Raw genomic sequence first — 22,262 nt, forward strand, 5'->3', positions numbered from 1 at the left:
CTATATTATATCTTATATAGGGTTTGTATGTAATTATTTTAGGAGAGATTGAAATGAGACAAAGTTTAGCACCTTTCATGATTTTATTTGCAGCGATGCTCTGGGGGACTGCAGGGACGGCGAAGGCTTTCGCAAGTGAAGTCGACAGCATATCAATGGGTGTCGCAAGACTTGTGATCGGCGGAGTCATGCTGATGGCGATTGCCGTATTGACTAAAAAAATGACATTCAAAGACTGGCCGGTAAAACCTCTGATTATCGGGGGTATTGCGATGGCTCTATTCCAGCCGTTCTTTTTCAGTGCAGTAGAACTGACGGGAATTGCCGTCGGTACGGTCGTTTCAATAGGAAGCGCCCCTGTATTCTCCGGAATGATTGAATGGCTGGTTTTTAAAATCAGACCTGCCCGTGTATGGTGGTTGTCCACATTCCTCGCCATTACAGGCTGTATCATTTTAATGTTCAACACAAACGCTGTAACCGTGGACACTGCAGGCGTTCTGGCCGGACTCGGTGCAGGTATTTCATTCGCCAGCTTTACGATGTCGAACTCAAGACTGGTCCAATCACACGAACCCATTGCATCGGTTGCAATGATATTCTGTCTGAGTGCACTTCTTCTTTCGCCGTTCATATTCATCAATGATATGACATGGCTCGGTGAGACGAACGGACTTCTGGTTGCCTTACATATCGGAGTACTCGCAACCACTTTGGCATACTTTTTATTCTCAAACGGGTTGAGACACGTCAAATCTTCAACAGCAGTCACTTTATCCCTCGCAGAGCCGCTGACCGCCTCCCTGCTCGGCGTATTTCTCGTCGGCGAAACATTGGACAGCCTGTCATGGCTCGGCCTGATCATGCTGCTTGCAGGAATCGTCATACTCGTACTGCAGTCAAGAGGCGCCAGGAAACAGGCTGTGAATGTGTGACTTGGTGAAGTTCCTGGTGCCATGACCGTTCTCAAAACATATGACTTGCAGCAGCCATTCATATCAGTAAAAGCAGCAACTCAAATCCCGCAAGAGTTGCTGCTTATCTATTTAATGGACACTGACCGACCCCATTGAAGTCGTGAACCTTGCTGTATATTCCGGGTTTTCAACGATATAATTATCCATCTTATTTGCCACACTGCCCATTTTAGTCGTTGCAATAACTTGAGTGGCAGCCGGTTTATTTTTGTAAATGACATTGATTGAGCCCATATCGGTATGCGCTGTAATATTTGAATCCGGCTGTGCATTTTTAATATCGATTGCACCCATGTCTGTTGAATAGGATTGATAATTTGCGACGACATTATCCGCTTTTACTCTGCCCATGTCGGTTGACAGTTTAACGTCGTCAAAACCACTGTCTTTAACAGTTATAGATCCCATATCGCTGCTGAATTCACCTTTCACTGCGACGATGTTGTCTGAATTGACACCCCCTAGATCGGCTTCAACATTAAAAGTTTTGGCTGTGAGACCGCTCAGTTTCACCGCCCCTTTTTCTGTTTTGATTTTTAAATCAGTCAAAGTTTCCGGCCAGACGATTGTTAACTTGTCGCTTCGATAATTTCTGTTGCGCAGAAAACCCAATATATTGAAATGAACTTTCTTTGCATTTTTATTCTTATGTCTGAATATGAGTTTGTCACCATCGGTTTCATGTGAAAATTCACTCTGCTCACCAGGGCTCTCATAATTCATTTCGAACTTGGTGCCGCTTTTGATGTCGACTGTTAAAAAGTCGCCTTGTATATCGATGACATCTATCTCTATAGGGTTGATATCCTGCAGCAGGTTTGACTCCAGAGTCTTGTAATCTGCTTCTTCATCCACGTCTTCAACAGATAGGATCTCGTCAGCAATATCAGAAGGCTTGCCTAAAGACGCAACAACCGCCTCTTCACTTTCCCCTTCTTCCAACCCTTCATTGATATGGTTTTCATACTCGTTTAAAATATCGTTTCTGATTGTGCTTGAAAGTGACATCAATTCATTTTCAAGTGCCTTTAAAAATTCATTCCTTGTCATAATAAATTTCTCCCCTTTGTTTAATGTGTATCTTTCAGCAATTGATTGACCGCTTTAGTATAAATTTTCCATTCCTCATGAATATTCTCCAAATGCGCTTTCCCTTCAGCCGTCAAAGTATAGTATTTTCTTGCAGGACCGCCGGTCGACTCTTTGAAATATGTATCGACGTGGCCTTCCTTGACCAGCCGCCTGAGCAGCGGATACAAAGTGCCATCTGCAATATTGATATAATTCCCGATATTTTGTGCAAGCTGATAGCCGTACTGTTCCCCCTGGTTGATAAAAGACAGAACACAAAGTTCCAATGACCCCTTTTTAAACTGTGCATTCATCCGGTAACCCCCTTTACTGTCGCTGCTAATCTAAATTCACTACTGTTCATTGTTCAGTACTTATTTATAGTATATTACTCACTAGTGAATAATGCAAGGTATTTTGTCTTAACTATGAAATATAATACTGCCAGAATAATTTCTATTCCTGACAAACAGAAAAATCCCGCCTCAGCTCCATGAGCCAAGGCAGGATTCCAAAATGAAATATAAGATTATTGATTCAGCCATTCTCTCGCTTCTTGAGCAACTTCCTGAGGCAGGCTGTGACCGTTCACCCAGCTGTATTTCACATCTGCTCCGCGTTCCTTAAAGATTTCAACGACTTTTTCACTTTCAGCTTCAGGTACGATCGGGTCACCTTTACCAAGTGACAGGAACACTTTGGCATCGCTCAGATCTTTATTGTTATCAGAAAGATCTACCGGGTAGAGCGGTGCGAATAAAAGTGCTTTTTTGAAGTCTGCTTCATCTCTTAACATCATGTTGATCGCAATGTTTGAACCGTTGGAAAATCCGATCGGAATCGCATCTTCTGTTTTAAAATCATATTTTTCTGCCGATTCTTTAATGAAGTCAAGCAGCTCCTGCCCCCTGAATTCAAGGTCCTCCATATCATACTGTCCTTCTCCGTGACGTTTGAAATAACGGTTCATGCCGCCTTCCTGAACATTTCCGCGGATCGATAGTATGCTGTAGTCACTGTTCAGCAGCTCTGCAAGCGGGATTAGATCGTGTTCCGTACCTCCCGTTCCGTGCAATACTACAAATACCGGCGAACCTTTTTTACCTTCTTTAAAAATGTGCAACATAAAATAATTCCTCCTGATTTATCTTCTTAATTAATTGTAATTACTGACTGCGTGTTGTATCAAATGGTCTGATCTGTGATTCTATATACTCTCTCTCTGGTTCTAAAAATGGCGGCAGTGCCAGTGATTCACCCAGTGTTTCATAAGGTTCATCATCCATGAAGCCCGGACCGTCCGTCGACAGCTCGATCAATATGTGACCGACTCTCGAGTACAACGCTTCAAAATAGAAACGATCTACGTTCCCCGAGTGACTGAGACCCAGTTCATTATATTTCTCTTCCCATTTTTTTATCGATTCATGATCTTTTACTCTGAACGATACATGGTGGACTTCACCGTAGCCCTGCATCGCTGACTGCGAGCCATCTTTACGCACAATCACCCGGCCGCCGTTCCCGCCTTCGCCTACATCTAAAACAACCACGTCTTCCTCCTCGACAACCGGCTTCATGTTGTAGACACCGGTTAAGTTCTCCACAAATTTATCCAAATAAGATATTGTGATTTCAATCGGACCGAGCCCGTAAATGGCTTTGTCCGCAGGTACCGGGCCATTTTTCCATGGTGTCCCCGGGGCAACGCCTTCGTTGTTCTCATCCGAGAACAGCTGGTACCTCTGTCCGTCCGCTTCTTCAAAAGGCAGCACCTTTTTGCCAAACAGATCCTGGATACCTTCATGCTTGACATTAAATTCATCAAAACGCTTCTGATAATATTCCAATGCTGCATCATCCGGTACCCGGAGGCCGATACGGCTGATTGAATTCGAGCCTCTCTGTCCCTGTGGTATATTTGGAAAATCAAAGAATGTTAAATCCGTACCCGGACTGCCGACATCATCCGCAAAAAATGTATGGTATGTGTGAATGTCATCCTGGTTGACAGTTTTCTTAACGAGCCTCATTCCTAAAACCTCAGTAATGAAGTGATAGTTTCTTACTGCATCGTCTGTAATTGCAGTCACGTGGTGAATACCCAATAACTCATGATTTACCATTTTCAACACTCCTTTAGCCAATATAACCATATTATATTTCGAAATCGAGATTATTTTCAAAAAGTATGCTCAAACTAATTAGTCTGAGCTGTCTTTACCGATATTTTTTTCAATGTTTTTCTGAATGCAGCCAGCTCTTCATCCGTCAGTTCTTCAAATAACTCCTTGATGAGTTCCGCATGCGGCGGAAAAATTTCAACCATAAGTTCGCGGCCTTCTTCAGTCAGATAAGCATAGCTGATCCGTCTGTCATTCGTATCCGGACGTCTGTTTACATATCCTTTGTCAACGAGTTTATCAACAACATAGGTTGTACTGCTGCTAGCAATTAAAATGCGATTTTTAATATGCTGTATCGGCTGGTCACCTTTGTTGTATAATAGTTCCAGTACAGCAAATTCGGTAATGTTCAAACCGTAATGTGAAACATCCTTTTTAACATTGCTTTCCAAATACTCGTTTGTACGTTTTACGCCTACAAATGCCTTTAAAGATTCTTTTGTCCGATCCATTGTTTCACCTTCTATCTTAAACCGAATTCATTTCAGTTTCGAGATAATTCTAATATGATTTGTTGTTTTTGTCAAATTCTTTGTTTAATTTTAATAGAAAAGAGGTTTTATTTATGATATCCGTTAATAGTATATACCAAGCCAGAGAACAGATTAAACCTTATATTGTAAAGACGCCTTTGATCAGACTTCAAAATCTTGATGAGTATGCAGGATGTGAAGTATACGCAAAGCTCGAGAATATGCAAAATACTAAAGCCTTTAAACTCCGGGGCGCGATGAATAAAATTCTCAGTCTGACCGACGCGGAAAAAGATGCAGGAATCATCTGCTCAAGCTCAGGCAACCACGGACAGGCTGTAAGCTTCGCATCAAAGCTGCTTGGCATAAAAGCGACCATCGTCATCCCTGAAACCGCACCGGAGTTTAAAGTCGAAGCGATCAGACAGCACGGTGCCTCGACTGAATTTTGTACAGTGGATGACCGTTTCATCGTGACAGAGCAGTTGGCCGAAAAGCATGGATATACAATTGTCCCACCATTTGAGGATGATATGGTAATGGCAGGCCAGGGCACTGTCGGACTGGAAATCATTGAAGAAGAGATAACATTTGATCATGTGCTCGTTCCTGCAAGCGGCGGCGGACTGGTCGGCGGCATATCCACTGCATTAAAAGAATCCGGTTTTGCAGGCAAAGTCATCGGTGTCGAACCTGAGAGACTGCCGAGATACACTGAAAGTCTGGAAGCCGGAAAGCCTGTCCAGCTTGAATCACAGAAGACGATTGCCGATGCTTTAGTCGTCAACCGCCCGGGTACATTGAACTTCGAGGCCGTCCAAAGACATGTCGATGAATTTTTGACAGTATCTGATGAAACGATGTTGAAAGCTCAGAAAATGCTGTTGATGGAAGGCAAAGTGCTGGCAGAAGTATCTTCAGCCATCGGCCTCGGTGCCCTGATTGATAAAAAGTTGGATGTTAAAAAAGATGAGAAAGTATGTCTCGTCGTTTCGGGCGGAAACCTCGGTTTCAACCAGCTCGAGCTGCTTAAGGACATAGAATATTGATTATCTGAGTCTGGTAAACATTTTGTTTGCCGGACTTTTTTTGCATGATTGCGATTAAGTATATTATTTTGTTGAAGATAATCGGTTCTTTATTTTGGAAGCTGGTATAACTGGAATTTTAGGAGTCTTAATCGTTTTCCACAGTCAATTTCCGAGTATATCAAAACTTCTACTCGACTTACTCGTTTTCACACTCTCAATACCGAGCACCTCTACACTATTACACATCATGCTCGTTTTGTACTTCCCGAATACGAGCACATATATATTTTCGATTGATTTGCTCGTTTCCTCACCGGAAATTCGATTCTATTCCATTTTTCACCCTGCCTACTCGTTTTAAAGCAAACCTGGAATCTACTTCTACACTGATCACCGCCACCATTAAAAAGACCTCATTTTCCAGAACCTTTATATAATGGATTTTCTAAAAAAGGTTTGACACTTCCGGGCATAGTGTATATATTAAGTATACACACTATATAAAGTGGAGGTGTTCCAGCTGAACATTAAAATATCCAATACCATTGACGTCCCTATTTACGCGCAGGTCAAAGATGAGATTATACGGTTGATCATGAATGGCGAACTGAATCCAGGTGATTCACTCCTATCCATGAGGCAGCTGGCAAAGGAACTCGGCATCAGCATTATTACAACAAAGCGCGCATACCGTGATTTGGAAACAGCAGGATATGTCCATTCTGTTGTCGGCAAAGGCACATACGTCAGTGAACAAAATTCTGAACTCCAAAGAGAACGTGTTTTAACAGAGATCGAAGATTACATTGAAGCCATGCTGAAAGCTTCTTATAAAATAAATTTATCAAGAACCGAGCTGGATGACATGATTTCAATAATCGAGGAGGATTTGAAATGACAGCAATTCAACTGAAAAATATCAGCAAAGTACAGGGTGATTTCAAGTTAAACAATATTAACCTGAACATTGAAAAAGGGTTCATCACAGGGTTGATCGGTGAAAATGGTGCTGGTAAATCCTCTTTGATCAATCTGATTCTGGGGTTGAAGAAAGCCGACAGCGGAGTAATTTCCATTTTCAGCGAGCAGGATATTGAAACACACAGAGATGAAATTTTGAATCGTATCGGCTTCGTTTTCGCAGAAGACAGATTCCCTGAGAATAAAACCCTTAAGGAGCTCGCTAAGATTTTAAATCAATTTTATACGCATTTCGATGAAGAGGCATTCAGCCACTATATCAACAAATTTAAAATCAGACAGAATCAGGCGATCAGAAATTTTTCAACCGGTGAAAAGATGAAGTTATCACTGTCAATCGCAATGAGTCACCATGCGGAACTTTTAGTACTCGATGAACCGACTTCGAATCTCGATCCGAATTTTCGCATCGAATTTTTAGAGATACTTCAGGAATTGATGATGGACGACAATATGACCATCCTTTTCAGTACCCATATCACGACAGACCTTGAATCCATCGCCGACTACATCATCCTGATCGATGAAGGTGAGATCGTCTTTCACGAGGAGAAAGATCTTTTATTGGAAAAGTATAAGAAAATAAAAGGGCCCTCCGATATTTTAGATGATGAAACCCGGCCATTATTAACAGGAACGAAAAAAACATCAGTCGGTTTTGAGGCAATTTCAGCCGATCATCAGGCATTGACGGAATTATACGGTTCGCAAATTTTAGTTGAGCAATTACGTATTGACGAGCTTATGTACTACCTCAAAAAAGAAAGGGTGTCGCAAAATGAATAAACATTTTTATCTGAAACTGAATTACTCCAGATGGACATTGATCTTTACAGCAGTCGTCATCATATTGAATTTAGCAGCCGCATTGTTTTCAGGATTGGATCATCCCGCTTTCATATCGGTAATCAGCATTGCCAATTTGTTCATAGTGATGTATTTGACCGCAAACTATATAAATGTGCATATGCTGATGTCTTACAATAAAAGCCACGATTTCTATATGGCACTGCCCGGCAATAAAAAAGATATCATCAAGTCAGATTATATGTTTCATTTACTGATGACGTTGCTCTCAATCATCGTTATTTTCACTTACAGTCTGGCTGTCGGGGAATTCTACAACTTGTTCGGCATGGTTATGATCACCGGCGTCAACCTTCTTATTGCGAGTGTTTATTACGCATTATTCGCAAAAGAATGGTTTAAAAACGTCAATGTGAAAGTAGTATTGTATCTGGTACCGATGGGCTTCACGTATATGTTCTACTACATGCCGCTGATCAATGTGACGGAAGGGCATCTCCAGATGGGTACGATGTGGAACTTCATCCTCTATGTTCTGCCGTACATTATTCTAGGACTTGGCATACTGGCATATGGCATCACTTACTTTACTACGCAGAAGAGAGCTGTCAGACACGATGTGATATAATATTTAAAGAGCACAGGTTTTCTGTGCTCATTTTTGTGTGTAAAATTATATCGTATTATGGGATAATTAAATAAATAAAATTTATAAGAGGTAATCAAAATGCAATCACGACCAAAGCTGGATATTCCTAAAACAGCTGCAGAAAAACTCGCCAACATCATCGGCTACAGCATATTCACCGGAGCTCTTCTATATGTCATCATCACTTTCCCCTTTCTCGACCCGGAAGTGCCCATGCACTTTGGTTCGGGCGGTGAAGTAAACAGGTACGGGTCGAAGTATGAAATGATCATTTTAGTTGTCATACCTTTTTTTATGATTCCCATACTCGAAGCGCTTGAAAAACGCCCTGAAATGCATAACTATCCCCGTCGGCTGAACGAAACCAATATCGAAGCTTTTTATTTGAACAGCCGTAAGCTGATGAATTTTACTAAAAATGGCGTTTTGATCATCTTCGCTGTGATATTTATAGAAATCATCAACTATGGATTGCTTGAAACATCTACATTCTGTGTTTTTATGATACCTTTGATTCTGGTATTGGCCCTGGGTCCAATGGTCTGGATACTATTCGAACGCAGGAAAATAAAATGATGACTTTCAGACATGACTCACTAAAAATTCAGTGGATTATGTCTTTTTATATTTGCCGGTGGCACCAAATCAGAAAATCCATATGGTTCGTGCCATTTTTCATGTGCCAGTGGCACCAATTCAGAAAATTCATATGGTTCGTGTCATTTTTCATGTATCTGTGGCACCAAACAAGATAATCCATATGGCTCGTGCCATTTTTCATGTGCCGGTGACACCAAACCAGATAATCCATATGGTTCGTGCCATTTTTCATGTGCCAGTGGCACCAATTCAGAAAATTCATATGGTTCGTGTCATTTTTCATGTATCTGTGGCACCAATTCAGAAAATCCATATGGTTCATGCCACCCAGACAGAATAGTATGCTGAAAATCTTCATAGAAAAAGCACAACCCGCCCCCTGGGTTGTGCTTTCAAACTCAGTTTATACTTTTTCAACTACAATAGCGTCGCCTACGACTTTCGCAATGACTTCGTCTACAGTATCTTCTTCAAGAATCAAGTCTGTCAACTGATCTTCAATTTTATCCTGGATGACGCGTCTCAGTGGTCTTGCACCGAAGCGTTTGTCATAACCCATTTTGACCAGTTTCTTTTTCGCTGCATCAGTTACCTTCATTTCAATGTCATTCTCTTTGACCATTTCATTCAGTTCCTCAAGCATCAGGTCAATGATCAGAAGCAGATTGTCTTCTGACAATTCATTGAAGTTGATGATTGCGTCAAATCTGTTCAAGAATTCCGGTTTGAAGAAGTCACTCAGATTTTCTAACGTCGACACTGCGTCACTTTCATCCTTGCCGAATCCTACACTGTTGTTGTTGACGCCGGTTCCAGCGTTACTTGTCATAATGATGACAGTTTCTTTGAAGCTGACTGTTCTGCCGTGGGAATCTGTCAGGTGTCCATCTTCCATGATCTGCAGGAACATGTTCTGCACATCAGGGTGTGCTTTTTCGATTTCATCCAGCAGGACGATGTTATAAGGGTTGTGTCTCACTGTTTCAGTAAGTTGTCCTGCGTCATCATGGCCGACATATCCCGGCGGTGAACCGATGATCTTGGACACACTGTGACTTTCCATGTACTCACTCATATCGAGACGGATCAGTGATTCACGTGTACCGAACAGTTCTTCAGCCAGTGCCTTTGTCAGTTCTGTCTTACCGACACCTGTCGGGCCGACAAAGAGGAATGAGCCGATTGGACGGTATTTGGACTTGAGTCCTGCTCTCGATCTGCGGACCGCTTTCGCGACTTTTTCAACCGCTTCTTCCTGGCCGATGACTTTTGAGCTGAGATTACTTTGGATTTCACGCATTTTTTCCTGCTCATCAGTCTGGAGTTTAGTTACAGGGATACCTGTTTTTTCTTCGACGATCAACTGCACGTCAGAGATATCTACATCAATGATTTGCTCGATATCCTCAGACTGTGATTTCTCAAGCTGCTTTTCAAGCTGCATTTCCTGATATCTCAAGTTTGCCGCTTTTTCATAGTCTTCTTCTTCCGCTGCCGCTTTTTTATCGATTCTGACTTTTTCAAGCTGCATTTCAATGGAGCCTGAATCTTTTTCAGCATTCGCAAGGTTCAGCCTTGAACCGACCTCATCCATCAGGTCAATCGCTTTATCCGGCAGGAATCTGTCCTGGATGTAACGGTGCGATAGATTGACGAATGATTTTACCACTTCATCCGAGTACTTCACTTCATGGAACTTTTCATATCTGTCTTTAATTCCGTTAAGGATCTGTTCCGCTTCTTCAAGCGTCGGCTCCTTGACGGTAATTGGCTGCAGACGGCGTTCCAGCGCTGCATCTTTTTCGATTTGACGGTACTCTTTTAATGTTGTTGCACCAATCAGCTGCATCTCACCGCGTGCGAGTGCAGGTTTTAATATGTTACCTGCGTCCATTTGTGAACTTTCCGCACTGCCGGCACCGACAATCAGATGAATTTCATCGACGAATAAAATAACATCATCGCGCTGCTTAAGCTCTTCAATCAGCTGCTTCATGCGCTCTTCGAACTGTCCTCTGATGCCCGTGTTTGCAACAAGTGAAGCCACATCCAAAATGTACACTTCTTTATTCATCAATTTTGCCGGTACGTTGCCCTCGATGATCTTCACCGCAAGCCCTTCAGCAATTGCTGTTTTACCGACACCGGGCTCACCGATGAGTACGGGGTTATTTTTATTGCGTCTGTTAAGTGTTTCTATTACACGCTTGACTTCCTGATCACGGCCGATAACCGGATCGATCTGATTTCCGCGTGCTTTATCTGATAGGTTGGTACCCAGTTCATCCAGTAGACCATCTTTGCCGGGTTCTTTCACCTGTGTTCTCGTACCTGCTTTTTGGCCGCCATTTGCCTGGTTGAAGTTATGATTTTCCTGTCCGCCAAATCCGCCTCCATTGAAGAAGTTATTTGGGTTCATTGATTGTGATTTTATTTCCTGGAAGCATGCATTACATAAATGTACTTGCATTTTCTGGTTATTTATATTCATTGCTAAATTGACATTTGCATCATTTACACCACAATTTTGACATTTCATGATTAAATGCCTCCTCTTTTTTATTAATACAAAGCAAGTCTTTTTTGACTTTGACTATCTTTGACTATAGTTATATTATAATGCCCCCCGGCCATAAAATCAACACTGATGCTCACAATGAAAAAAGCCTTTACTGAGGTGTGTCAGTAAAGGCTTTTGAGGCATTTCTACTCTGCCGGTCCGTCATTTAATTCTTCAAAATCCATCACTTTAAAACCTTTTGCCGTACTGTATATTTCATATTGGACAACCGTTTCACGCACGCCGGCTGATGTTGCATGAGAGTACTCGCGGGACACGGTAACATAATATACGGAATCCTCTTCTTCCATACTCAATACTTCTATATTATGGTTCTCGTGATCACTGAAGTTGCCGCTTTCTTTATTATCGATGATTATTGACCCGTTCTCCGATGAAGGGTCCGTATAATCAAACACCGACTCGTTCTCATCATTAAAGTAATCTTCCAGACTCGATAAATATGCTTCCATTGTCGCAGTGAGTGTCTCTGCCGTATAATCATCCACCCCGCCGAGCGATTCATTATACGCTTCTACATCAATCGGCTGCTCATTTTTCGTCATGACATCCGCCATCAATTGCCCGTTTTCATCCTCATGCATCCAGAACACGCCGGCCAGTTCCATATCCTGACCTTGATCAAGCACGTACTCCATAAAGTGATATCCGGACGCCGGGCCTTCTTCCGGATCGTATGCATCCACATCCGGCTCCCCGAGCGCTGCCACCACTTCATCGTAGGAAACACCTGCATAATACATCACATTTTCAACAACGACTTCATCGGAATCCACATCCGTCGTTGCCAGCTCATCTTCTCCGTAAGGGCCGGGCACCGAGTACACAACACCTAAATTATCGTATATCGTCACAGCTCTACCATGCCCGGGGTAAATAAAGTCATATTGCCCGTGAAGGTCCTCGACTTCTTCCTGTGTCATCCCTTCTGTGATTACGTCCTGTTCAAAACTCAGACCCTCTTCCGGATACGTCGGTGCCATAAGACGCTGCTGTGTATCAGTGTCGTTGATATCAAATTCTGTCGCTATTGACTCTGACTCTGCTGCACTTTCCGTAGTTTCCTCTGCCTGTTCCTCTTCTGAACTGTTGTTACCACTCTCAGCATCTTCATTCTCTGCCCCTTCCCGCGATGCTTCTTCTGACGGCTCCTGTTCGATTGACTCCTGATTTGAACTTTCGCTTTCACTATCCGCTTCTTCACTCTCCGTTTCGTTTTCAACCGGTGCCTCAGCTTCCTGTTCATTACTGCACCCTGTGACAATCATAAATGACCCCATCATCAGCATAATAATTCTCAGCATGATTCCACTCCTTTGTTTTCGTCTTTTTTTCATTGTATAATAGATAAGATATTAGAGAAAATGATTAAGGAGACTGTTATGTCGTTTAAATTGACTAGAAAAACCAGCTGGTTCGGCAGCGCGACCGGTATGGAAGTACATATAAATGGTAAAGAAGATGAAAAGATCTACAGGCTTGAAGAAAAAACTTATGAACTGCCCAAGGAGCCATCCACATTGAAAGTGACCCAGCAGGGCATGAAAAGTAACGAGCTGAAAGTTTATCATAATGACAATATAAAGTTGACGACGAGTAAGAGATACAGCAGAATCTTCACGTCATTCTTCATATTGCTCATGGCAGTCATATTTTTTGTAAATGATTTTGTGACATCCGCCGCCATCATCGTATTTTTAAGTATTGCGGTGTTTTATTACTTATCAAAAATTGATGCATTCGTGCTTGAATTGGTGATGGATCAAAAAGATGAGGAATGACTCCAGTTAAAAAATCCCGGACCCCAATATATTTTTGGAATCCGGGAATTTTTATTTTAATATCCGACTAACGTGACATAGGCGAATGCAATGACTGCCATTACACTGAAGCAGATAATATAGTACTTGTTCGGAGACTTTTCATCCTCGTCGGGCAGCCTCTGCAGTATAGAACCGATTGCTCCACCGCCGACCAGTGCAAGGAGTACAGAACCGATCATTCTCGGGAATGTATAGAAAGTGATGACTTCCATTATCAAGTATAAAAAGACGAACAATGCGACGCCCAGCAGACTGGCAATGACATATTTCTTAGTATTTGGATTTGGCATCATTTCCTCCTGTTTTGATTCTTATGATATTTCTTATTGATAAAATCCACTTTGAATACTTGATTGAATAGTATCCTGATTACGATGACACCGCCGATGATTGTGACAGGAATGACCCAGATCGGCTGGGCATAAAACCAGTCGGACATTACGGTCGTTATTAAAAGATACGATGCAATTACCCATATCAAACCCAGTACCATCGAAGTGATATTTAACCTTTCCATTTAAAAATCCTTTCTGTTACTCTTTTGCAATATCGATGAACTGCTGAATCAGTTCATAATTCAACATCGGATTGCTCGCCTGGTTCGTCGTCCCTGTTATATAAAGATCCAGTTCGCTGTTATAGAAGGCGAAGCTGCCGTTTATCCCTGCATGCCCGGCCAGCGGATGCATGTCAAACACTGGCACCTCAGCCGTCACATCAAAATTCATAAACCCGTTGCCGTACTGATGGAAATAAAACTGAATGTCCTCCAGGTTATCGGCGTCGATGAATGAATCATCGAACATTCCGCCGCCAAAAAACGACTTCAAAAATGTCATCAAGTCCTCGGATGTACTGATGACACCCCCGCTCGCACGCATATTTGCCAAAATCGGAGTGATATCCCTCTCTTCACCGTTAACAGCTACAGGAGGCACTTCACTTTCTTCATCCGCAAGTGATGTGCCCGACAGTTCCAGCGGCTCAAAAATGTACTGCGAGTATTGGGATTCCAAAGTGTTTTCACTCACACGCTCAATGATCTCCCCCAATATATCGTAATTGATATCCGCATAATATGCACTCTCGCCGTTTATGAACCATGCACCTTTATCTTTGGCACTGCTCAATTTCGATGTGAATGTGAATGCGTCACCGTTATCGATCGATTCCTCGACCAAAGTAAGTCCTTCCGCCTCGCTTTCAGCATATGCCGGCAGACCCGTCGTCTGACTGACGAGCTGGCGTATTGTGATGGAGTCGCTGTAATCCACACCTTCATATACATGCAGGCCGGAATATTCCTCAGGCGTCAAATACATATCTATCGTATCTTCCATCCTAAGGAGACCGGATTCCGCCATCTGGAATATCACACTTGCAGTAAACATCTTAGTCACACTCGCAATGCTGAACGGCTGGTCCTCTTCCAGATCGCCGGCAGCGGCTTGAATGACTTCATCTCCCTGTTCAATATGAAATATCGCACCGTACAATTCTTCATTATCGATACGGTCAAAAAGCAGGTTTTCAATCTGTCCATCTTTATCCAGAGATTCAAACGCAATGTAGTCTGTCACTTCCTGATGAGGCAGAAACCCTATGATTAAAGCGCTTATAAAAACATTCAATTTACCCATCAACAAGTCCACTCGCTACACCTCTTACTTTTTCTTTCTCATCGAAACTGCCTGATCGATCACATCGGTGATCTGTCTGCCGAGAAAATAAGCGACACCTAAAGCCACCAGCAGCAGCACTCCCAAAATGACCATGTTCGGGCGTTCGGCAAATATCGTATCTATCAGAGCATTGCCGACGATATAAAAAATCACTGCAAGCACGCTGAATATTCCCAGATGGGTCAACTCTCTATGAAATTCCTTCATTAAGATCATCCTCAAGTATTTATTTCTTTCCTTCATTATAAAGGAATGTCCGGAATTCATCATCAAAATTCCGGACATTCATACTTTTCATTCAATCTAAGGTTGTCTGATCAATTTCCGGTCTGCAATTTTAAACACTTCATCCGCGACCCGGGAGATGAATTCATGGTCATGTGAGGTGACAATCACCATGCCCTGATATGCATTGATGAAAGTTTCCAATGCTTCTATCGTTTTTAAATCGATGAAGTTCGTCGGTTCATCCAGTACGATCACGTTGGACGGCTTCACAAACAGCAGCGCCAGTGAAATTCTCGTCGCTTCTCCCCCGCTGACTTTATTCATGGGTTTCATCACTTCCGATTGTGCAAACCCTATGCGGAATAAAATGCTCCGGACCATCGGTTCTTCAAACTCCGTATGCTTCATCAAATATTTGATGATCGGTGTTTCATCATGAAATTTATAATCCATCTGTTCATATGTTGCGATATTGATTTTTGGTGAAATCTCCAGTGCATCGTTGCAGTTGATGATTTCTGTCAGCAGACTCGACTTGCCGCTGCCGTTATCTCCTGTAATGGCGATTGTTTTACCAAACTCAAACTGAAAGCTGATATCATCCAACAGCAGCTTATCACCGCTCCTGACCGTCAGCCCCTGGGTGATGATTGGAAATTTGTTATGAATGATATCGGTCTTAGCGACCGGAAATTTCAAGTTCATCTGTTCGTCCGGCATATCGACCTGATCCAATTGATTCATACGATTTTCAATCGCTTTTACTTTTTTAAATGCATTCTTTTGGACGATATCTTTCGGTTTCGACTGACCGCGGTGACCGGGATCATTTGTTTTCGCTTTCTTTTTATCATACTGACCTACTTTCTCTGCATAGGCCTGTTGTTTCTTTGCCGCATTTTCAAGCCGCTTCTTTTCATCGGTAATACTTTTATGACGGTTTTCAAGCGTCAGTTTTTCTAGTTCTTTCTGCGATTTGTAATCATCATAATTGCCATCGTAAACCTTGATTTCACCGTTATCCATTTCCCATATTTTAGTCGCTGTCTTATTGATGAAATAACGGTTATGGCTGATGAAAATCAATGTTCCGTAGTAGTATTCAAGCTCTTCCAGAAGAAGGCCGATACTAGTCTGGTCGAGATGCGTCGTCGGTTCATCGAGAAGCAACCCGGGCTTATAGTTCGATAGTGTATCCGTTAAACGCAGTTTAGTCTCTTCACCACCGCTTAAATTGTCATTGTCAGGCACTCTGAAATGACTGAGCAGTTTAAAGTCCATTTCATCAGAAAAAAATTCAGCCGGACTCTTTATCTGGGCAAAATAATTAAATTCAGTTTCTCTCTGTACCCGACCGTTATCCGGCAGCAGTTCACCTTTTATAATTTTGAGCAAAGTGGATTTCCCTGTGCCGTTCGGGCCGATGATTGCGATTTTATCGCCGATATATGCCGACAACTCTTCAATTTCGAAAAGATCTTTATTGCCATAACTTTTAGTGATATTTGTTAATCTTACTGTCAGTTCGTTCATTTAGTTTGCACTCCTTAACGCCTGCAAACTAAGTTTTCCCATAAAAAAGAGACAGTCTATGGACGATCTCGTCATTCAAGTATTAAAAAAGGGCATACTTATCCATATGAGAAAATAGTTTTCCAGACTTTTGAATTTCATATTTAATTATAGATTCAAAAGTCCATTCCATATTCTTGGTATCATAATGGATAAAGCCTCCGTTCATTGAATAGTGTATATTTACAGTAACACATTTTACTCATTTCAAAAAGGGAGAGTTTCTGATGGATGCTCCATTACTGTTTGAAGATGGGCTGGTGGTGCGGAGTTTATTTAAAAACATGAAGATGGTTTGAGCAGGCTGAGCATGCAGGAGACAGTAAATATATATAAAATAAAGCTCTCATAATAAACAGGAGAGCTTTCGAACTACATTTGCGTGTATGCTTCGATCAGATCGAGGTAGTATATATATGAATGTGTTGGGAAATCCACACTGACAGTGAAAAACAAGTCGCCATTGCTATAGACGATGTCGTCACCCAGCGCATAGACATAAACGCCGAGCGTGTTATCTCCGGCATCCACCGGTATCATCGTCTGTGTGATGGTCGCTTCGTTGATTTTCATTTCACCGATGGTGAACACCTGCGGATCATGAGTCTCCCAGAGGTCCGTCAATGAGTTGATACCCTCGAGCTCCTCTGAATTTATCGTCTCATTCAGTGCCAGTTCATGAAAACCAGGTGCGATAGATGATTGGATGAGTTCATCATCTTCGTCAAAAAAGTATGTAATGTCCGCCATGATGAACGGCTCACCATTTTCATGCGCCAGCTCATCATCCGGTACATGGTAGATGATGAGAGACAGGCCGTCATCCAGTTCAAGTGCCTCCAGCGCCACTTCCATATCCGACATCATCTCTTCAATTTCCGCTTTGGTTGAAGCGGGACTTTCCGGGTCGAAGATATCCTTCAATTCATATTCTTCGGTCATCTCCTGGTACTTTTCCCAGGCACTCTGTCCGATTTCATTGGTAAATGTCTCTTCTTTGACCATGTCAAAGCCCGGTTTATCCTGACTGGCACCGGCGACATCAATTTCCTCTTCCTCGGAACCTGGTTCTGCATCAACTGCTTCGTCCTCCTCTGACGTTTTTTCTTCTGCTGATACTATATCGGACGCTTCGGTCGCATCCACTTCTCTCCAAGATCCACCTTCTTCAGGAATTTCTTCTTCAGGACCTTCTTCTTTTTCTGGTGATCTCCAGATTTCTTCATTTTCTGATTCCTCTACAGGAGTTTCCTCTTCTTCAACAACTTCATCACCACAAGCGGCGAGTAATATTATGCTCAGCGGCAGCATAAATCTCTTCAACATAGACGATTCTCCCATCCGAAATTTTTTTATTCAACTTTACCACCATTATACATATCTCTATTATATTAATGTAAAATATTCCAAATTAAATAAAAATTTATGGAGTGCTTTGAAAATATATCTTTTTGATTGTGAGCAAGTTTGTTGGTAATGGCGATGTGCTCGGATTTTTCACTTTAAAACGAGCACATCTGTCATAATCTAAAATGTACTCGGATTCTGTATTGATGAAACGAGTATACCTATAGTATTTCCAATTATGCTCGGATTCTGTACTTTAAAAACGAGCAAGTCTGTGTGAATTACAAATGTACTCGGATTCTGTACTGATAAAACGAGTATACCTATAGTATTTCCAATTATGCTCGGATTCTGTACTTTAAAAACGAGCAAGTCTGTGTGAATTACAAATGTACTCGGATTTTTCACTTTAAAACGAGCACATCTGTCATAATCTAAAATGTAATCGGATTCTGTACTGATAAAACGAGTATACCTATAGTATTTCCAATTATGCTCGGATTCTGTACTTTAAAACGAGCAAGTCTGTCTGAATTCCAAATGTACTCGGATCCACATCTCTGAAACGATAGAAGCTGCCGGAAAACATATTGTTTTCGGCAGCTTCTATTCTTATACTTCAAATTTTAATCTATTCTGTTGCTCCGACGTAGTCGGCGAGTCGATATAAATTGAGTATTAACGCCCGTTCATGAACTGCCTGATCAATCTCTTCCGGAACGTTTCTGCAGACTACGCTCACTTCCGTGTCGCTGCCCCTGTCAATCAGAGTCCATTCCTGCTCCATGATTTCTTTGTACCTTTCTTCTTCTGTGTCAAAATCGATATCAAAGACGATTCTGTTATATGGATTCAACTCTTTGAAAGTTCCGGTAAAACGGTCAACATTGCCCACCGTCTTACCTGCTTTTTCTTCATCGTCATAAATTAGATTGACTACGAATTTACCGCCTTCTGTCGGCTCAAAAGATTCGATTTCATTCGTCATATCATTCGGTGTAAACCAGGTTTTGAATGCATCTTCTTTTAAAAATGCTTGATATAAAGTCTCCTGCGGTGCACTGATCAACAAGTTTGCTTTATCAACTCTTTCAGACATTAGTCAACCTCCTAGTTAATATATCTAATTTATCTCTACCCTATTTTAACCAGCCTTTATCAATCGCTTTCGAAATGGCTTCAATTCTATTTTTGGCATCCATTTTATCGAGCACGATTGAAACATAATTCCTTACTGTACCGTTGGACAGATTGAGTTTTTCTGCAATCTTCTTCGTCGGTTCGCCGTCCGCCAGATGCTGGACGATTTCCTGTTCCCGTTTCGTAAGCGGGTTATCCAGCTCAAAAGCGACTTCGATCAGTTCCGGTGAGTAGACTCTTTTGCCCTTCATAATCTGCCGGATGGATTGAGCAAGAGTTTCACTCGGACTGTCTTTTAACAAGTAGCCGCGGACATTGGCTTTTTTTGCTCTTTCAAAATAACCCGGACGTAAAAATGTGGTTAAGATGATTACTTTGCACTCGTGAGCCATCAAATGTTCAGCCGCTTCCAGTCCGGTCATCACCGGCATTTCAATATCCATCAGACAAATATCAGGATTCAGATCCTCAACCAGTTTCAATGCCTCTTCACCGTTAGCAGCCTTACCCACCACTTCTATGTCTTCTTCCATATCGAGCAATGAGCCTAAAGCACCGAGCAGCATATTCTGGTCTTCAGCCAGTACAACTTTAATCATATTAACCCTCCTCAATCTCTTTCAACACTTTTGGCACAGCGATGTTTATTTCAAAACCATCAGATGAACGGCCTGCCTGGAACTCACCATTGATGAATGACAGCCTCTCCTTCATACCCTCCAGACCATTTCCGTAAATAAAGTTCATATCATCAGTTTTTCCATCATCACTCACTTTGAGCAGAATGTCCCCCTTCGTCTCGGTTAAATCTATACAGCAGTTGGAAGCTTTCGAGTGCTTCACTACGTTATTCACCGATTCCCGGAGACACATGCTTAAAATGTTTTCAATCAGCACCGGAATATCTTCGACATCCACATTCATATTAATTTCACTGTTGATGCCGGTCATATTCAAAATGTTTTCAACCACCTGCAGCTCATCCTTTAAACGGACGTGTTTCATGTTGCTGATCATTTCACGCACTTCTTTCAAAGCATGTCTTGAAGTATTTTGGATATCCACCAACTCTTCTTTCGCCTTGGCCGGATTTTTATCTATAAGTTTCAATGCCAGCTCACTCTTCAGGCCGACCATCGATAATTTCTGTCCCAGTGTATCGTGGAGGTCCCTGGCAATTCTGTGCCGCTCATTGACAATCGCAAGCTCCGCTATCCTTTGATGTGCGATTTCAAGTTCCCCTTCAAGCGCTTCAGTCTGAATACGGCTGCGTTTACCGATTGGAATCAGGATTACGCCGAGCACCGTCATAATCAAAAAAGGCAGATGATTCAGGAACAGAGAATAATTATCGATAAAGCCGATAACCATCGCACCGACCGTCGTCACCAGATGTATCACGTACATTGAGATGAACCCCGCCCTGCTCTTGATGATGCCGACATAAAATGCGATGAATAAGGCGAAGTACACATAGCCGAATAAAAACGTCATGACAATATTGATTGCGAACTCCACACTGAGGCCGATATATATTCTGGGGCCTTTTTCATTGTACGTCAGCCAAAATATCGCAAAGAAGAGCAGAGTAGCGACCACTCCAAACACAATCTCTAAAGACGATGTGGACCGGAATATGAAATAAAATGGCAGTACACAGAAAATAATCCATATATATAAACTGAGTCCCGTGTTTTTGGCGAAAATATGATACCAGTCTCTCATTCAAAATGCCTTCCTTCATTGATTTGTTTAATTGTAACAGTTCGGATGTATAATAAACATCGATTCCCCCTGCAGCACTGCTACTTAGAAGCATTTTATTGTCGTATTCGATTTAAGCGCACCAAAAATTCTTCCCAAATCGAATTCACATCCAAAAATCGATTTGAACACATTGAAAATACATCTCAAATCGAATTCACGTCGTTAAATCTCTGCCAATCAAAATAAGACCACCAAAATCCTAAGATTTTAAGTGGTCCCGCTGTATTTATATCAGTGTGTCGTCGGTTGTGACATTTTAGTTTTTGCCAGCTGTTCTTTCATCTGTTTGAAAGTGATGAACACTTTGTTATCTTCATCATACAATCTGAATTTTATCGACTCCAGACTTGTCTTCAGAGTGATTGTCGTTGCCTTATGAAGGGGCGGTGTATTGGTGTGCGCTTCTTCCAAAAGATAGTTCGGTACTCTCGGTGCCAGATGATGGACGTGGTGGTAACCGATACTGCCCGTCATCCACTCAAGCCATTTCGGCAATTTGTAATAGGAACTGCCGTCGACTGCCGCCTTGACAAAGTCCCATTCTGATTCATTTTCAAAATAAGAGTCTTCAAACTGGTGTTGGACATAGAACAGCCATATGCCGGCCACCCCTGCGATATACGCGATCGGCAGCTGCACCATCAATAATACGTGCCAGCCTAAAGTAAAGCCGATCAATAAGTAAGCGCTGATCAAAATTAATGTAATCAGATGGGTGTTCAGTCGTTCTTTCCTTTTTGCTCCTTTACGGTTGAAACGATTTGCATTAAGGAATAAATGCAGCGGTCCGAGACCAAACATAACGATTGGATTTCTGTACAGACGGTACTGTAACTTTTTCCATTTGCCTGCTTCTTCGTATTCTTTTACTGTCATGACCCAGATATCGCCGATTCCGCGCTTATCCAGATTACCGCTCGTTGCATGGTGCATTGCGTGTTCCGTTTTCCATCTGTCATAGGCGAAATGTGTGATTACACCTGTAAATGTGCCAAAGAAATTGTTGAGCTTTTTATTTTTGAAAAATGATCCATGTGCACAATCATGGAAAATTATAAATGTACGTATCATAAAACCCGCTGCTAAAATACTGAATGGCAAGCTCAGCCAGAACGAAATGCTGAGAGACTGATATGCCAGAATCCATAGTGCGAAAAAAGGCAGTATTGTATTGAGCAGCTGGATGATGCTCGTCTTAGTCCGGGACTTTGCATATGGCATTACTGCTTTTCTTAGCTGTGCCTGTTTTTGTTTAGTCATTTGCTTCCCTCTCCCTGTAATCTTATCAAATATAATTATGGGAGAAGGCGCAGATATGCAACAGACTGATTTGTCAGGACTTATATA

Annotated in this window: 25 protein-coding genes; 8 read left to right on the forward strand and 17 right to left on the reverse strand. The window is 42.0% G+C overall.

Features of this window, described 5'->3' with window-relative positions:
• The first annotated feature begins 53 nt into the window (after positions 1–53).
• Positions 54–935 carry an EamA family transporter gene (locus tag ACY8DT_RS01660; protein WP_462421210.1) on the forward strand — a complete coding sequence of 294 codons (882 nt, stop codon included), beginning with the start codon at positions 54–56 and terminating at the stop codon, positions 933–935.
• A 111-nt stretch (positions 936–1,046) separates the two neighbouring features.
• On the opposite strand, the gene ACY8DT_RS01665 is transcribed toward ACY8DT_RS01660, so the two are convergent.
• The 5 genes from ACY8DT_RS01665 to ACY8DT_RS01685 form a co-directional block, all read right to left on the reverse strand.
• Positions 1,047–2,027: a DUF4097 family beta strand repeat-containing protein gene (locus tag ACY8DT_RS01665; protein ID WP_462421211.1), complete on the reverse strand. Its 981-nt coding sequence runs from the start codon at positions 2,025–2,027 to the stop codon at positions 1,047–1,049.
• A gap of 20 nt (positions 2,028–2,047) precedes the next feature.
• A complete protein-coding gene (locus tag ACY8DT_RS01670; RefSeq protein WP_462421212.1) occupies positions 2,048–2,362 on the reverse strand; it encodes a PadR family transcriptional regulator in 315 nt (104 codons plus the stop codon).
• A 215-nt stretch (positions 2,363–2,577) separates the two neighbouring features.
• Positions 2,578–3,174 (reverse strand): alpha/beta hydrolase, encoded by a 597-nt coding sequence (locus tag ACY8DT_RS01675; RefSeq protein WP_462421213.1) that lies wholly within the window; start codon positions 3,172–3,174, stop codon positions 2,578–2,580.
• Between the two features lie 40 nt (positions 3,175–3,214).
• Positions 3,215–4,174 (reverse strand): VOC family protein, encoded by a 960-nt coding sequence (locus tag ACY8DT_RS01680; protein ID WP_462421214.1) that lies wholly within the window; start codon positions 4,172–4,174, stop codon positions 3,215–3,217.
• A gap of 74 nt (positions 4,175–4,248) precedes the next feature.
• Positions 4,249–4,686, reverse strand: a complete 438-nt coding sequence (locus ACY8DT_RS01685) for a MarR family winged helix-turn-helix transcriptional regulator (RefSeq protein WP_462421215.1) — start codon at positions 4,684–4,686, stop codon at positions 4,249–4,251.
• 113 nt (positions 4,687–4,799) lie between these two features.
• Here ACY8DT_RS01685 and ACY8DT_RS01690 point away from each other — a divergent pair, with 113 nt between their 5' ends.
• The 6 genes from ACY8DT_RS01690 to ACY8DT_RS01715 all read left to right on the forward strand — a co-directional run bounded on the left by ACY8DT_RS01690 (position 4,800) and on the right by ACY8DT_RS01715 (position 9,115).
• Positions 4,800–5,756 carry a threonine ammonia-lyase gene (locus ACY8DT_RS01690; RefSeq protein WP_462421216.1) on the forward strand — a complete coding sequence of 319 codons (957 nt, stop codon included), beginning with the start codon at positions 4,800–4,802 and terminating at the stop codon, positions 5,754–5,756.
• A 493-nt stretch (positions 5,757–6,249) separates the two neighbouring features.
• A complete protein-coding gene (locus tag ACY8DT_RS01695; protein WP_462421217.1) occupies positions 6,250–6,636 on the forward strand; it encodes a GntR family transcriptional regulator in 387 nt (128 codons plus the stop codon).
• Positions 6,633–7,505 (forward strand): ABC transporter ATP-binding protein, encoded by an 873-nt coding sequence (locus ACY8DT_RS01700; RefSeq protein WP_462421218.1) that lies wholly within the window; start codon positions 6,633–6,635, stop codon positions 7,503–7,505. Before ACY8DT_RS01695 ends, ACY8DT_RS01700 begins: the two co-directional genes overlap by 4 nt.
• The gene (locus ACY8DT_RS01705) at positions 7,498–8,154 is read left to right on the forward strand and encodes an ABC-2 transporter permease (protein WP_462421219.1); all 657 of its coding nucleotides are present in this window, start codon (positions 7,498–7,500) and stop codon (positions 8,152–8,154) included. The genes ACY8DT_RS01700 and ACY8DT_RS01705 overlap by 8 nt, the downstream gene beginning before the upstream one ends.
• 99 nt (positions 8,155–8,253) lie before the next feature.
• Positions 8,254–8,751: a DUF1648 domain-containing protein gene (locus tag ACY8DT_RS01710; RefSeq protein ID WP_462421220.1), complete on the forward strand. Its 498-nt coding sequence runs from the start codon at positions 8,254–8,256 to the stop codon at positions 8,749–8,751.
• An 82-nt stretch (positions 8,752–8,833) separates the two neighbouring features.
• The gene (locus ACY8DT_RS01715) at positions 8,834–9,115 is read left to right on the forward strand and encodes a hypothetical protein (RefSeq protein WP_462421221.1); all 282 of its coding nucleotides are present in this window, start codon (positions 8,834–8,836) and stop codon (positions 9,113–9,115) included.
• 63 nt (positions 9,116–9,178) lie between these two features.
• Here ACY8DT_RS01715 and ACY8DT_RS01720 read toward each other — a convergent pair whose 3' ends face one another.
• On the reverse strand, positions 9,179–11,314 hold the full coding sequence (locus ACY8DT_RS01720) for an ATP-dependent Clp protease ATP-binding subunit (RefSeq protein ID WP_462421222.1): 2,136 nt from the start codon (positions 11,312–11,314) through the stop codon (positions 9,179–9,181).
• 167 nt (positions 11,315–11,481) lie between these two features.
• The gene (locus ACY8DT_RS01725; protein WP_462421223.1) at positions 11,482–12,660 is read right to left on the reverse strand and encodes a hypothetical protein; all 1,179 of its coding nucleotides are present in this window, start codon (positions 12,658–12,660) and stop codon (positions 11,482–11,484) included.
• A gap of 78 nt (positions 12,661–12,738) precedes the next feature.
• Here ACY8DT_RS01725 and ACY8DT_RS01730 point away from each other — a divergent pair, with 78 nt between their 5' ends.
• The gene (locus tag ACY8DT_RS01730) at positions 12,739–13,137 is read left to right on the forward strand and encodes a hypothetical protein (protein WP_462421224.1); all 399 of its coding nucleotides are present in this window, start codon (positions 12,739–12,741) and stop codon (positions 13,135–13,137) included.
• A gap of 56 nt (positions 13,138–13,193) precedes the next feature.
• On the opposite strand, the gene ACY8DT_RS01735 is transcribed toward ACY8DT_RS01730, so the two are convergent.
• The 10 genes from ACY8DT_RS01735 to desA all read right to left on the reverse strand — a co-directional run bounded on the left by ACY8DT_RS01735 (position 13,194) and on the right by desA (position 22,175).
• Complete coding sequence (locus ACY8DT_RS01735) at positions 13,194–13,469, reverse strand: hypothetical protein (protein ID WP_462421225.1); 276 nt, start codon at positions 13,467–13,469, stop codon at positions 13,194–13,196.
• Positions 13,469–13,696 carry a hypothetical protein gene (locus ACY8DT_RS01740; protein ID WP_462421226.1) on the reverse strand — a complete coding sequence of 76 codons (228 nt, stop codon included), beginning with the start codon at positions 13,694–13,696 and terminating at the stop codon, positions 13,469–13,471. Before ACY8DT_RS01740 ends, ACY8DT_RS01735 begins: the two co-directional genes overlap by 1 nt.
• A 16-nt stretch (positions 13,697–13,712) precedes the next feature.
• Entirely contained in the window at positions 13,713–14,831 is a 1,119-nt protein-coding gene (locus ACY8DT_RS01745) for a serine hydrolase domain-containing protein (RefSeq protein WP_462421227.1), read from the reverse strand.
• Positions 14,832–14,843: 12 nt separating this feature from the next.
• Positions 14,844–15,068 carry a hypothetical protein gene (locus ACY8DT_RS01750; protein ID WP_462421228.1) on the reverse strand — a complete coding sequence of 75 codons (225 nt, stop codon included), beginning with the start codon at positions 15,066–15,068 and terminating at the stop codon, positions 14,844–14,846.
• 96 nt (positions 15,069–15,164) lie between these two features.
• Entirely contained in the window at positions 15,165–16,622 is a 1,458-nt protein-coding gene (gene abc-f / locus ACY8DT_RS01755; RefSeq protein WP_462421229.1) for a ribosomal protection-like ABC-F family protein, read from the reverse strand.
• 411 nt (positions 16,623–17,033) lie between these two features.
• Positions 17,034–17,987, reverse strand: a complete 954-nt coding sequence (locus ACY8DT_RS01760; RefSeq protein ID WP_462421230.1) for a hypothetical protein — start codon at positions 17,985–17,987, stop codon at positions 17,034–17,036.
• Between the two features lie 652 nt (positions 17,988–18,639).
• A complete protein-coding gene (locus tag ACY8DT_RS01765) occupies positions 18,640–19,107 on the reverse strand; it encodes an SRPBCC domain-containing protein (RefSeq protein WP_462421231.1) in 468 nt (155 codons plus the stop codon).
• Positions 19,108–19,147: 40 nt separating this feature from the next.
• Positions 19,148–19,747 carry a response regulator gene (locus ACY8DT_RS01770; RefSeq protein ID WP_462421232.1) on the reverse strand — a complete coding sequence of 200 codons (600 nt, stop codon included), beginning with the start codon at positions 19,745–19,747 and terminating at the stop codon, positions 19,148–19,150.
• Position 19,748: 1 nt separating this feature from the next.
• Entirely contained in the window at positions 19,749–20,873 is a 1,125-nt protein-coding gene (locus ACY8DT_RS01775; protein WP_462421233.1) for a sensor histidine kinase, read from the reverse strand.
• A gap of 273 nt (positions 20,874–21,146) precedes the next feature.
• Positions 21,147–22,175, reverse strand: a complete 1,029-nt coding sequence (desA, locus tag ACY8DT_RS01780) for a Delta(5) desaturase DesA (RefSeq protein ID WP_462421234.1) — start codon at positions 22,173–22,175, stop codon at positions 21,147–21,149.
• Between the last annotated feature and the right edge of the window lie 87 nt (positions 22,176–22,262).

The organism is Salinicoccus sp. Marseille-QA3875, assembly GCF_054950095.1.